Here is a 14,824-nt window from a genome sequence, read left to right on the forward strand (position 1 = left end):
TGAAAAAACAACTCACATATTACATAGCTATTTAAAGCTTAATAGGGTCTAATGTAATATAACAACTTGTCTCAGGACTATAATATAGTATTTGGATAACTACCTTAGCAATAGCACCATTAATGCTGATTAGTCGTTGCAGTATATTCAAATATTCTATTTAGTAATAGACTTATATGTTCTTAAACTTATTTAATAATAAAATTTGATATTTGAACTTATCTTAGTGATGAAAAACTAATTCAAATTTTTTAGTTCCCATGGTTGGGATAGTATATTAAAGAGATAATAATCAATTCTATCTATATCTATAGATAATTTATTTTCTTTCCTTTGAAGCATTACTATTTCGCCATGATCAAGTAAAATAGTATCAACACTATAACTATTTAGAATATCATTAATTACTAACATTAAATCTCTTTCCCAAGTGGGCGAATCACGAATTATATCTATTGCAAGCTGGTAATTACACCTACTATTATATTGATCAATAATTTCTTCAAAAGAAGCAACTTCATTTCCATTTCTAATTGATATCGAAAAACTACTAGCACTAATAGTTTTTAGCATATTATCTTTTTCTATAAATTCAATATCATCTGACAGTAACGAAGCATATGTTTCTATTACATGCTCACTAAATTCTTTATATGATCGATTCATATAAAAATATAAAATATAAATTATTTCTTTGATACTAGATGCTCTATTATTTTAAAAGTCAAAATACTATAGGCATCATAATTTTCCGTATCAGAACTAACGTAATAAATTTCTGATACTTTAATATCCTCACTAAATTTATTATTAGCTTCAATTAATCCAAGAGTAACTGATTTCTGCAATTTGTATACATCAAACAAGCTATTAACTTTCCTTTCTTCAAGATCAATTAATCGAAGAGTTTCATCTAATTCAGTAAATTTTAGACCTAAAAAATTATGCTCAGGCCCAGTAATACGTGCTGTTTTATAAACCCCAGTATTTTCATCATAAATTACTTTCATATTGTTTTAAAATATTAACTGAAATATAGATTAAATTAAAAATCTTCAGTACAAATCAAGCTAAAACCATATTGCTCTAAATGATCTTGCATCAATCTAATGCTTGAAAAATCAGGTTTTTTTGTACTGACTGAAGCATATATATCATTCAAAACTAAATCTGGATCTTTGTTTGTTATATAACTAATTAACTCAGCTAAATTTCTATCTGAAAAGTAATCATATAATAAAGCTAAAATAACAAAATAATCTTTTTCTTGAATACCATTTGGATATGCTTCGTTCAGCATATTTGCTGCATCTTGTAATGACTCATGTAAAACTTTATTCATATTATTGCCCTTTTAACGGTACAGGATCATGTACAATAACATCAAAATCAACTCCTTGACTTGACGCGCCTCTAACAAATTTTGCATCAGATGTCATTGTTGTGGCACCAACTTTATCCCCAGTTCCAAAGATAATCTTATCATTATCACCAACACTTTTCGTTGTTATCAATCTTAGAGAACGTTCGGAAGGATCATCAGGTATAACAGTAACTCTATCCATGAAGTTTCTAGCTCTTTCTTGCTCCAAAGGTCCCCCTACCTTACTAACAATATTTTCAAACTCTCCTTTTGCTGTCTCTGTCATAACCATTTCTTTACCTTCTACCTGTGCTTTTAGTTGATGTCTTACAGGTGAATCTTGGGAAACAAAGGCATTTGCTGTACCAGTATCAATATTAACCAGCTCAGGTTCACCTGCATCAACTGCTGCTTTTGTTTCAGGTGTTACAGAGGAGTCCTTGCTATCAGGAGGGCATGCATTTAAGCCTAACGGATCAATCCAATTAATAGGATTAGGGCAGTACTGATAGCTATTTAATCCACCTGCTAACTTAATAGGGTCTAATGTAATATAACGACCTATGTCAGGGCTATAATACCTATTTCTATTGTAGTAAAGCCCTGTTTCAATATCGTGATATTGACCTTGAAATCTTAATGGTTGTGCTATTTCGTTCGCTTCAATTACTGCTAAATTACCATAGGCTCTGTATTTAGCTGACCATGCAATAGTACCATTACTATTTGTCAACTCTTGTGGTGTACCTAAATGATCTAGTTGATAGTAGTAAATTTCTGCATTTTTGCCTTTACCTTTTAATAAAGCTAAAGGTTTAAATGTGCCTAGTTCATATAGATAACTTTGGTAGTAGTTTTTACTGCTTTCTGCTAGCAGTTTTTCACCTTGCCAAATAAATTCTGTTTTAGTTTTAGTACCTGTTTTATCGATAACTGTTTTGCTAATACGTCTACCAAATACATCATATTGGTAAGTGGCTACTGTGCCATCAGGTAAAGTAGCTTTTTTAAGTTGGTGTTGGCAGTCATATTCGTAGTTAGTGATTAGTTTTTGAGCTTGCCCTCTACGCTCTTGAATTAAATTACCAAAGGCATCATAGGTAAAATGTTTATCGCCTTGCATTAATAAGCGATTACCTTTGATATTAGCTTGTTGTATTTGTCGCTCTTGAGCTAATAGGTTACCTGCTGGATCATGGATTAGGTCTTCGCTAATATCGCCACGTACTTGAATTAGTCTATCTAGTGGGTCGTAGTAGTATTGGCGAATACCTTTGCGACTATCTTCTATAGCGGATAGATTACCATTGACATTATATTGGTATTTACGTTGGTAGAGTGCTTTTGTCTGATGATTAACAAAGTGTGCTTTTAAACGACCTTGTTCATCATAGTCATATTGACTGGTTAGGCTACCTTGTTGTCGCTCTACTTCTTTACCTAAACTATAGTAGTGACTAGTTAATTTTTGGTTGTTAAGTTCTATATGGGCTAGTTGGCCACCACGGTTATATTTGTAGTCAATAATATTACCATCTGGTAGCTTGCATTGGCTTAGTATACCTAATGGGCTATATTGATAGCGAATGGTCGCCCAACCTTGATATTCTGCCGTTAGTTTACCCGTAATATCGTATTCATAGTTAAGTGGCCATTGCTCGTCATCAATACGTGCTAATAGTCCTAAACTGTTGTACCAGTATTCGTATTTTTTACCATCAGGTAAGGTTTTTTGAATTAGTTTACCTTGTGGCGAGCGTAGGTAGGTAGTGGTATAACCTTTACCTTGTTCATCATAATCCGTTTTAGCAATTAGATTACCTGCTACGTCGTATTGGTAGCTAGTTTTTCTACCATCAAAGCCTATTTCTTGGCTAATTAGTCCACTAGGGTAGTAGTCTAAGTGGTAACGCTCACCCTGTTCGTTAATAATATCGGTTAGATTAAGCTCTGTATTGTTGTATTGGTATTGTACGGTGCTTCCATCTGGATTTGTTTTTTTGCTAATAAGGTGTAGATGCTGTGCGTAATCGTAACGAGTAATACGGCCTTGCTCATCAGTTACTTGGGTTACTTTACCATAGGCATTATAGCGATAGCTTTGGCTAGTACCGTTAGGATAGGTAATTTTACTAACACGACCTACAGGGTCGTATTCGTATTGGGTAGTTTGGTTGCGCTCGTCTTGCCAAATAATTTGTCTACCTAAACTATCGTAACGATAACGGCGTATTCCCCCTTGTGGTAACTCTTCTTCTATTAATTGACCTAATCTATTCCATGTAAATTCGTGGCGGCTTCCATCTGGATAGTGGATAGCTTTGATTTTACCTTCTGGAGTGTAACTATATTTTGTAATATTACCCTGTGGGTCTTCTTGTTCAATAATATTGCCTTGTTCGTTATTTTTATAGAACCATTCAGCTTCACCTTGTTTAATTTTGCGGATAAAGCCCCAACTATAAAAATAAAAGGTTGGCTCTGCTTCTGGTGGGTAAATAGCGGATAGTCTATTATATTCATCATATTCGTAGAAGGTTTCAGCACCTAGTGGGTTTCTTTCTGCAATTAGATTACCATTTTCATCATAATCTTTTAGGGTTTCTCCCCCTGCCGCATCTATTTGTTTAATCAGTTTGGCGTTTTCATCATGGGTATAAACGAGTTGGCTACCATCTTTGCGGGTAACGGTTACGGTGCCGTTATCATCCCAATCATAACGAGCTTCCATTTGGTCAAAGTTAGCCCAGTGACGAATACAGCGGACATTTTTACCTGCTCCCTGCCACTCCCAATAGAAAGCCGCACCACCTGCCATGCAGCGTTCTTGGATAACATTTAGTTGATCATAACTATAATGTTCTGATTCATTAGCGGCATTGGTGGCTTTAATTAGTTGTTGCTGCTCATTATATTGGTAACTAACTAATGGTTGAATGGTTTGCCATGACTCTTCTTCGGTGTTGGCTGCAATTTGTTTTTGATAATCGATACCAGTAATATGCAGACCTTGATAGCGAACTAGTAGACCACGCCCTGCGCCATTATGGATACGTTTAATTTTGCCTGTTAGGTCACGATTAATATAAAGTTTATTGCCATAGTTATCACTAATAGCATCTAGTTGGGCACCTGATTTGGTACGAGTAAAATGGTAGAAGCCTTTTTGCTCACCTGCTTGTACTAAAATATATTCGTTAGGTTTATTGCCTAAATAGATAGCCGCATTGGCTAAGTTATTGCTATAAGCTGGGCATTGTTCAGTAGGTAATGGCAAGCTAGTTTGGCGATTTTCGTGATCTGTCCAAATAACTTGCTGTTGTTTAAACTGTAAATTATGAGAAAGGCTATGGCTCCAACCATAGCCTAGCCCTGTATTAATCTCTGCTGCACTGGTTCTATAAAGACGTGTCCAGTTAAAAGGAATTAAACCTTCTAATGTACCATCAGTTAAAGTTAATAGTTCTTCTCCTGTTACCATTGAAACAGGACAGTTATTAGTACAGGTTTTATTGACACCATCTGCTGGTTTGTTATCTGGTGTTTTAGCCACCTCATTATGATTAGGTGTTGGGTTTTTAGTCTCTACACCTATGGAAGTATTATTATCCGCTTTACTAGCGATAACCGCTGCATTATCTACTTCTTTATTGGCATTGGTACCATCGACTTTGCGAGTAGTAGTATCATCCAATATATCAACTTTATTATTATGTACTGGTTTTACATCCGCACCTTTACCAAATACAGCTGGTTTAACATTATCTGCATGGCCACTTAGTCTTTTATTACTAAAAATATCCATAATACGATTAGCAAGATCTCTTAATAATACTGCTCCCCTACTATTGGATGCTTTAGTAAATACTTTAGAACCAAAACGCACTGCTAGGCCAGCACCGCCTGTTAATACTACCCCTACTAGTAAACCGATAATAAATTCTGTTACTAGTGCTGATTTTACTTCTATTAAGTCTTGTGGGGGGAGTAGTTGAAACCAACTAATAATGGCACACACTAAAATAAACATTAGGCCTTTATCTTGTGCTATTACTAATGCTTGTGCTAACCCATCTTTTATTGAGTTATAGACTTTCTCCCAATCAGTATCTACAAAGAATTTTTTTATTTTTTCAGCATATTTTAGAGGATTAGCAATAATATCAAATACCAATTTAATAGCTTTCCACATATCTTCTAATACGCTGATAATACCTCGCCAGACTGCTTTCATATCTTCTTTCATTTGGCCTACAAGGTCCTTGTCTGTATACTCTTTCCACTTCGTGGCAAAGCTATCATTCCACTGACCTTCTAACCATTTCCTTAGATCAGCTATTACTCCTTTGTAAGAGTTATAGAGAGTCTCTACCTGTTGCTCGGTTACATTAGGATAGAATGTGACTCGATAGTTTTTACCACTTTCACAACCTTTGGCAGTAAATTTACCATCATCATCGGTATGACCTGCAAAGATAGGGGCACCTTTAACATCATTGTAGCCATACACCGCACCCTTAACTGCTTCAGTTAATCGCACAGGCGTACCTTTAATGGGAATAAATCTAGCGGTATCAAAACAATGAATAACAACAATACTGGTTTCTTGTAGTGAACATTTGGTGATTACTTCTACAGAGTCATTATCATCTTTGCCTTGAGTAACAACCTTATCACCCACTTGAAATTTTTGATTGGTGGCTACTGCCCAACCCGTCCAAAAACTATCTGACCATTCTTTATAGCTGGCAATGGAGTTACTAAAATCATTAAATATTTTTTTCTCGTCTGGGTGTTGCACTACCTGTGGAACTGATATAAATCCGAACATTGCCATTTTATACATTCTCCTGCGCTAGATATTCTGTAAATTGCTGTGCTAGTTTTTCTAGGTTATAGTTTTCGGTATCTACAAAGTGTCTAGCTTTTGATTTAATTGTATTTTCTGGGTAACTAAAATAAAGTTGTGGATGATTAGTTTTAATAACCATTAATAAGTTGTTTATTAATGCCGTATTATCTTCCTCAACTAATTTATCCAATAGTTGTTGATCCACTTTCCACCAAGGATATGCCTTAGGCTCAGGAAGCTTATTAGGGATATTTATGTCTACTGTTTGTTGATTAATTAAGTAGTGACTAAATACAGGAATAACCTGACCTGCTTGGTCTTTTAAGTGGGTTAAAATTGGATATATATATCTGCCATCCCAATATCTAAAAAATACATCCATGCTATCTGGCATGAGTACTTTGGTTAAGCTTTTAAAGTGTTTCCTGATGGTCTCTGGATCATAAGGGGATGCAGCTAACCAACCCCAATTTTGACTTTTGGTTTCATCAACCCATTCTAAAAAAGGACTATTTCTTTCTATAGGGGCTATATAGGGCATAGCTTCAAACCAACTTGCGTAGGAGGTTTCTTGCCATAACGCTGTTAGGTTGATTTGTTTAGTTTTTGTAAAGTAAGCGGCAACTGGTTTTGCATCGCTAATGCTTCCCAGCATCACATAGATAGTTAGTTCTTCGGGTACAGTAGCTAACCATTGTTGGGTGGAGATCATATTTTATCTCCCTTCTCTGGATTAAAGCCTGTTACAAAATTCGTTGGAGATTTGGGAGTAGTTGTTTTTCTTAATTGCTCTGTTGCTGTTGTAGCATTTTTAGCCAAGTTAGTGGCTTGTTGAGCTGTTCTAGTCGCATTGGCTAATTGCTCATTACCTGCCATAGCTTGACTAGCTGTGTTAGTCAGTGCTTGAATCGTTTGTTGAGGATCAGTGACTAAGCTTTGCAGGGTATTAGTATTCACCTCCATCGCAGAAGTTGCATTGGTTAACGGATTATCATTAAGTAGAGAGGTTGCTTGCCCTGTTATATCAGTAGTTAAACCTGATAACCCATCACTTGTTGGCATAAAACTAGGTATTGAGCTCATTGCCAATGCACTACCAGTACCACCATTAGTAATCCCTGTTGGCACTTTAGTTGATAGTTTACTAATATCTAAAACGCCCTCTGGCGTTATTTTATTGGAGAAATCTGTTACACACCCTCCTCCCATAGCTGCTAGCATACATTCTAAGCAGAAAGGAGCATCACCCGCTAAGGTTTGCTTTTGTTCTATGCTTAATGGTCTAGGTATTGGTGCTGATGTTGCAGCAACAGCTTTTATCCTACTTTCTGGTGGCATTGGTACCGAGGGTGTGCCTTCCATCGGAACACCACCTGTGAACACTGGCATGGTCATCCAAATACCCGCAGGATTAAGCACTATATGCTGTCCACCTGCTTTTAAGGTTAGACTTAAACCACCATCAATAATTGTTTGTAATCCACTTTTGAGATGAATCTCCATACCTGCTTCTGTGGTTTTTATTGTTCCAATCGTTTCATGTTCATTCATTCCTACTATTTTGTAATCATTCATAAGGATTTGAGTTTTGCGATCTAATTGAGTTAAATGATGTTCTTCTGCTTCATTTTTGGTGTAACGGTTTTTAACGATGGTTTCACTATGTTCGTTCTGTACTTGAAGATGGCTATTGTTTTTTACTTCTATGGTGTGGTTGTTTTTAGTGAGTTGATCAAAATCCTTCTGTGCCTGTACAAAGATTTGTTCTTCACCTGCTTTATCTTCTATTCTTAACTCATTAGAACCATTACCACCTTTGCTTGAACTGGTTTTGAATACTGATCTAGTTTTGTTAGCAGGTAGCTCATAAGGTACTTTGTTCACTCCATTATGCACTGCTCCTTTAATGAGTGGTTGGTCTGGATCTCCCTCTAAGAAGTCTACCATCACTTCCATACCTACTCTAGGGATTACTACCGTGCCATAACCATTATGCGCCCAATTGCTAGCTACTCGTATCCAATGGCTTGAGTTTTCGTCCATCGTTCCTTCTCTGTCCCAATGGAATTGAACTTTGATTCGTCCATATTCATCACAGTAGATTTCTTCACCTGGTGCGCCTGTTACAATAGCTGTTTGTGAACCTCTGATTCTGCTTTTGGGATGTCTTCTAGCAGGTCTATAGGTTATTTCTTGTGGAATGGCATTAAAGACGTTGAAGTAGCCTTGTTGTTGGTTTTGTACAGGGAATTCTAACTCTGTATCTATATCGAGGTATTTATGCAGTTGACTTGGTAGTGTAGTACTGGCTGCACTACCTGCCCCTGCAAAGGCTTCTAGTACTTGTGGCTGGTAGCCTTTGTGTCTAATTTGGGTAATTAGCCAAGGTTTTTCCGCATCCATGGTGTCTAGACTAGGATGGTCTTGGATGGTGATGTAGTAGCCACTGTGTAGTTCTGGTATGTCGCTGTAGCCTTCGCCTAGTAGATGGTCTGTTCTTAGGCGTTCTATTTCTATTTTGGCTAGTTGTTCATTTCTAGCTTTGTCCATGCCAGAGCTTGGATAGTCGTAATGTTCTAGATTTGGTTCTGTGGCTTCATTACCCTTTTGACTTTGTTGGCCTTGACTAGTACCTTCAGGGATTTTCATGTTGGTGAAGTTGTAGTCACGCCATGCCGCTGTCTGAGTTCTAGAGGCTAAGGATACGTCAAAGTATTTAAGGGCTTGGCTATCAGCTACCATGCCTGTGTCGTTCATAAATTTTACAGCTTCTGCCACACTTGGGAAGAATGGCATAGCATCGGTAAAGATCATTTTGTGGTTATTTGGCGTATGTTGAAAGTGATAAGCTATCCCTTCTTCTTGACAAAGACGCGACACAAAATGGTAGTCTGTTTCATCATATTGAACACAGAAGTCTCTAGGGGATAGGTTTCTTTGAGTTTGAATTCAAAACCTGATTCTGAGCCTTGTTGCATACCGTGCTCTGAAAGTATGGTGGTGATAATTTCTGGTACTGTTTTGGCAAGGAATTTTCTTTGGTTGACTCGTTTCATTAGGTGGCTAAAACGAGGGGTTATGACGATGGAGAATATAGCATAGTGTTGGCTAATAGGCCCACGCTTAACTGCCTGTACTACACCATGCACTCCATTACCTGATTTGCCTTGTGGGGTAAATCCTAGAAATACTGGTTTGCTAAGGAGTTGGGTGATATCAAAACGAATATGTTTGTTGATTAAGGTTATTTCAAAGGCATAGGGTGTGGAGATGCCTTCTATTCCTGTAAAGGATAATATCTGGAGTTTGTCTAGGGCTGTTTGGGCTGTCTCTTCATTACTATTACTTAATGAAGCTTTTAATTCATTAGCTGCTGCTAATGTGGAAAATGGATCCAGTGATTTAATACCATCTGACAAGCTAGAAAACTTATCACTAATACCTGCTAATGCTTCACTAAGATCTGCTGTATTGTTTGATGATACAGTGCTTTGTGCTAAAGGGGCAGTAGATAAAGCTTGAGGTGAGTTGCTAGTTGATTTTGATGTACTTGATTCATCCCAAAACAATTGGAAATGCGTATCGTTAGATTGATAAAACATATTGCCGACTCCTTTACTACAGCAACAATAAGCTAATTTAATCTTGTTATTTGATAAGTAATTTTAAAAATCTATTATTAAATAAAGCTTAATTTAGTTATAAAATATATTTTTATGAGACATTAGTATAGCTATTATTATTACATTACAGAATAGATAATATATTGTTTTATATAGACAAAAAATTCATAATACATTGATTAAAACTCATAGTTAGTAGCTAATCAATTAATTTTTAAATAATTTTTATTTAATAAAGTAAGAAGCAAATAATTCTCTTTTAAATCATTTCTAACCATCTAGACTTATTTATCATTAAATAATTTTATTATTAGTACTTCTTATCTACACATTTTTGCTTTTTGACACCTTTTCATAGATATAACTTTACATTTAATTTAATAAAAACTTGCTGCGCTGATTAGGTAGTTTTACAATAAAACTGCTATAGCAAAATCTATAGTATGGGCTTGGTCGCCCATCGAACCTAAGACTACAACTAAGTTTTTAGTATGTAGATAGCATGGCTTCGCCTGTATTTTATGGCGGACTGTGTATGGGACACCTTCGGGTGTGCCGATTCCTTAGGTTCTCGGTCGACCAACCTGTACACAGTTCCGCCTCCTTAGTTACGAATGGAGGCTAAAAAGGATACAGGAGCAGATCAATGACTAAACTTACGACCCCACATTGTTTTATTCCCTTAAGCCTGACTTCACAATGTAATAGTGAAAATGTACTCTATTACAATGCTAATGCTTCATTAGATGATATTTATGAATGTGCAACAGGCCGATTACATGCAGTAATTAACTTACTTGAAAATCTCTATGAGTTTGATAAAAGTAATCCAACTACTCTCCATGCTGTCATTTCTGTTTCTACATTGTTATTAAATGATGCTATGACGTTATTAGAAGAGTTAAATCCAATAGCCAGTAAAATTAGAAATAAAAAGGATTAATATTTATTACCATTCCCTACTCTTTTTTAGGGACTGGCAAAATTCAATAGAATACTTATTACTAACAACAAGTTATGTTGAATTATTTTTTGAGTCTAAAAACCTATAGTTAACAAATGTCGGAAAAGCCTATTTTCTCGCGCGTGGGGGTGGTGCTTTTGGTGCTAAAAGTGGTTCTTTAAAACGACGAAAGCCCTATATATCAGACTACAAAACGAATATATAGGACTTTCTATTCCATAATTATATCATCTAAGCTGAATAGGAAGGATAAACTTAGACATGTATATTATAGATCACATAATAAATAATTATCTGATCTATATTATTAAATATCACCTTAAATAAATTAAATATTATGTATCCTTTAGAACTAATCCATTCCTTTAAAAAACACATCAAAGAAATCTGATACTCTTTTACAAATACGATCACTAATAGCCTTTCGCTCAAGTATTTTAGGGGTATAGTCTAAACACGCTTTAATCTCGTGTGTTCGTGGGAAGCGATCAAATAGTTTGTAGTTTTCTATTAGTTGTCTTACTTTTTGTTCATCCAACTGTTCTTCAGTACAAATAGTAATAAGTGCTTTCTCTTGTTCAGTTTGCCAATATTCTTTAAAAGCCTCTGGTATTTGTTCTTCAGTTAAGTAAGGTATTTGTTCTTTAATAAAACGTTCTATCAGTCCACGTTTATCTCTAAAGCTCACTTCACCCGCCAGCATACTGATTATATTGTCTGTTTGCTCTTGGCGTGTTGGTTGATCTTTTGTCTTAGCAATTTTTTGGAGTAACTCAATAATATAGGCTACATTAATAATATCTTTATGAATAAGGACTGTTTCAAAGTCTATCTCAGCTAAGGGACTAGCAGGGGTATCTGGGTCTTCTATGGTTTTCTTAACTTTCTCATAAATATCCAAGTATTTACTGGTATAATCAGCAAAGGTTTGTTCAGATAAACTTAGATCTTCTACTTTAAAATCAGCAAAGCTACTTAATACTTTTTTAAGCCTAAGCATATCTCTAAAAATTTCAACAAAGTTTAGTTCAGCATTTTCATCGGGTAATTTATCAACACTTTCCACCGTAGGCACTAATGCTAATAGTTTAGTTACCAGAGTATTGTATTTTGCTAAGTAATTTTCATAAGAGTCTACTAATACGGTTTCTATGGCATCTTTGTTAGAAAATAAAGTGATAGCATCATCAGTGGCTTTTTTGAGATTTCTAAAGCAGACAATATTACCTTGGGTTTTATTGGCATCTAAAATTCGATTGGTACGTGAAAAAGCTTGAATAAGCCCATGTTGTTTTAGGTTTTTGTCCACATAAAGGGTATTGAGCTGTTTACTATCAAAGCCCGTTAAAAACATATTAACTACTAATAGTAAATCTAGCTCTGTGCTTTTTATGCGTTCTGCAATATCGTTATAGTAGTTAGTAAAGGATTGGGTATCATTGGCTGCAAACTTGGTATTAAAAAGCTGGTTATAATCTGCTATAAAACTATCTAACTTATCTTTGTAGGTTTTGTTGATCTTACCTGTTACTTCCAAAGGTTCTTCATCCAACAAACCATTCACTTGTTCTAGGTTTTTTTCTTCTTCATTTTGGGTATAACTAAAGACAGTGGCAATGGTTAGCGGCTTATATCTTAATCCCTTGGCTTCATATTCTTCTATTAGTAGTTGTTGGCGCTCTTTAAATAGCTCATAGTATTTAATAACACAGTCTATACTAGAAGTTGCAAATAAAGCTGTAAAAGCCCTTTGTTGGGTTTTTTGATCGTGTATCCTTAGAATATAATCCACTATCTTAGTGAGTCGTGCAGGGTTTTCTAATACTTCTTTAGTTTGTTCTATTGGTTGTTCGTCGTTTTCTTCGGTGGGTATATCTAGTTCATTAACGGTATTTTTACGGCTATATTTGCCAATATATTCCACGGCAAAGCGTAGTACATTTTCATCCCTAATAGCATCTACTATCACATATTTATGCAAGCATTCACCAAATAAGTCTTTGGTGGTTTGTTTAATACCTTGGCTGGTGTTGGCATTATCACGAAAGATAGGGGTGCCTGTAAAACCAAACATTTGCGCCCCTTTAAAAAATTCTTTAATTTTTTTATGTGTTAAACCAAATTGGCTACGATGGCATTCATCAAAAATAAAGACGACTTTTTTATCTTGTAAATAGGAGACTTCTTCTAAATAGCGAGGGTGAGTAATGGCATTTCTTAGCTTTTGAATAGTGGTTACTATTAGCTTGGTATTGTTATCTGTTAATTGATTAACTAATTTATGGGTATTATCAGTCATATCCACGCTATTGGGTGAATATTCATTAAATTCTTTGGCAGTTTTATAATCCAGATCACGGCGATCTACTACAAATAATACTTTTTCTACTGTTGGCATGCCTGTAATTACTTGGCTTGCTTTAAAAGAAGTGAGAGTTTTACCTGACCCTGTAGTATGCCAAATATAAGCAAAGTTATTGGTTTCTTTAACCTGTTTAATAATGGCTTCACAAGCATAGTATTGATAAGGTCTTAATATCATTAAACACTTGTCACTTTGATGTAGTACGGTGTAATGGGTAATCATCTTAGATAAGTGACAAGGTTTTAAAAAGGTATCAGCAAAATCAAATAAATTTGAGATATGTTCATTTAGCTCATTTGTCCAAACAAAGGTTTGCTCAAAAGGTTGCTTGGCATTATGGGCGAAGTATTTGGTATTCACTTTATTGCTGATAATAAATAACTGCACAAAACCATATAACCCTGTACCACTCCAAAAATCATGACGACGATAATATTTTTTTATTTGATTAAAGGCTTCTTTAATGGCAATGCCTGCTTTTTTAAGCTCTATCTGCACTAAAGGCAAACCATTAAGTAAAATAGTGACATCAAAACGGGCTTTGCGAGTTGTTGTAGACACTTGATTCGCTATTTGAAATTCATTTAAACACCAATCATGGGTATTTAAAAAAGTTATATAAGTAAGCTCACCTGTATCTCGGTATAGCTCATAGCGCCCCCTAAGAACCTCTGCTCGACTAAAAACTGTATTCTCTTTTTTTAGGTGAGTTAGGATTTGTTGAAATTCATTATCGGTAAAGGGTTTTGCTTCCAGTTTATTATGGATTTCTAATTGCTTACGCAAATTAGCTAACATCTGCTGTTCAGTGCGAATAGGAATATATTCATAGCCACCTTGTTGGAGTTTTTCAATTAGGGCTTGTTCAAGTTCCGCTTCGCTTTGAATGGTCATAACTGGCTCCTTATGTTCTTTCGCTTTTTCTATAATTATATTTGCTTCTAACTTATTGGCTATATCTAGCTCTGATGTATGTATTTTGGTAGTAATTGATTCAAACTCAACAGTATCAGATTCCGCCTGCTTCTCATTCTGATAATCTAATAATTCTTGATAATAAGCATCATAATCATAATCGTATAACGCCTTGCTATATAAAATTTTCGAATTTTCAATAGGATTTTCTTCATCAAGATAATTATTAAACTCTTCATTGTCTTCATATTCAATAAGATCTTTATATTCAAGATCTATAACACAAAAATGCTCTATATAATATGAAGCTATCCCATCTGTAATAGATTTTATTGATTTTGCTAATGCTATTGTGCTTTTAGCTTCTAAAGGGAGCACACGACCATGACAAATAATTCCTCTATCATTTCTAATCTCACCTATAAAATGAATAAGCTGATTTATTCTTTTAACGAAATCTTTTTCAGTTTCATCATTTTTCTCACACAAACTTTGTGTTGCATTATTAAATAAAGTTGGTAGTTTTATAGACGTATCATCTTTATAAGTAGCAGAAAGTCTAAATAAAATATTTTTAGCAATAGCCTCTAACAATGACTTACATGCTTCAATTGCTATATCAGGAGAAGTTTCTATTTTTTCATCAATAATAGAAAAATATTCTTCTAGCTCCAATAACCAATCATGATCATTTAAATGTTCTTTTATAGCTTTACGAGTTAATTCCATAATATTTCTCAAG

Annotated in this window: 7 protein-coding genes and 1 pseudogene; 1 reads left to right on the top strand and 7 read right to left on the bottom strand. The window is 35.1% G+C overall.

Translation table 11 applies throughout. The features are described from left to right. Positions 1 to 237: 237 nt before the first annotated feature. From JHT90_RS14320 to tssI, 6 genes and pseudogenes are all read right to left on the bottom strand, one after another. The gene (locus tag JHT90_RS14320) at positions 238 to 666 is read right to left on the bottom strand and encodes a hypothetical protein (protein WP_201092251.1); all 429 of its coding nucleotides are present in this window, start codon (positions 664 to 666) and stop codon (positions 238 to 240) included. A 20-nt stretch (positions 667 to 686) separates the two neighbouring features. Continuing rightward, positions 687 to 1,010 (bottom strand): hypothetical protein, encoded by a 324-nt coding sequence (locus JHT90_RS14325; RefSeq protein WP_201092253.1) that lies wholly within the window; start codon positions 1,008 to 1,010, stop codon positions 687 to 689. Positions 1,011 to 1,045: 35 nt separating this feature from the next. Next, the gene (locus JHT90_RS14330) at positions 1,046 to 1,342 is read right to left on the bottom strand and encodes a DUF3349 domain-containing protein (protein ID WP_201092255.1); all 297 of its coding nucleotides are present in this window, start codon (positions 1,340 to 1,342) and stop codon (positions 1,046 to 1,048) included. A 1-nt stretch (position 1,343) separates the two neighbouring features. Beyond that, positions 1,344 to 6,200, bottom strand: a complete 4,857-nt coding sequence (locus JHT90_RS14335) for a DUF1308 domain-containing protein (protein ID WP_201092257.1) — start codon at positions 6,198 to 6,200, stop codon at positions 1,344 to 1,346. A gap of 1 nt (position 6,201) precedes the next feature. After that, entirely contained in the window at positions 6,202 to 6,927 is a 726-nt protein-coding gene (locus JHT90_RS14340) for a DUF4123 domain-containing protein (RefSeq protein WP_201092259.1), read from the bottom strand. Continuing rightward, positions 6,924 to 9,817: pseudogene (tssI, locus tag JHT90_RS14345) on the bottom strand (type VI secretion system tip protein TssI/VgrG). Before tssI ends, JHT90_RS14340 begins: the two are co-directional and overlap by 4 nt. 667 nt (positions 9,818 to 10,484) lie before the next feature. On the opposite strand from tssI, the gene JHT90_RS14355 reads away from it, so the two are divergent. Continuing rightward, positions 10,485 to 10,781 (top strand): hypothetical protein, encoded by a 297-nt coding sequence (locus tag JHT90_RS14355; protein WP_201092263.1) that lies wholly within the window; start codon positions 10,485 to 10,487, stop codon positions 10,779 to 10,781. Between the two features lie 373 nt (positions 10,782 to 11,154). Here the strand turns inward: JHT90_RS14355 and JHT90_RS14360 are convergent, their stop codons facing one another. Beyond that, entirely contained in the window at positions 11,155 to 14,811 is a 3,657-nt protein-coding gene (locus tag JHT90_RS14360) for a type I restriction endonuclease subunit R (protein ID WP_201092265.1), read from the bottom strand. Positions 14,812 to 14,824 lie beyond the last annotated feature (13 nt).

It is taken from the genome of Entomomonas asaccharolytica, from assembly GCF_016653615.1.
Taxonomy (GTDB): Bacteria; Pseudomonadota; Gammaproteobacteria; order Pseudomonadales; family Pseudomonadaceae; genus Entomomonas; species Entomomonas asaccharolytica.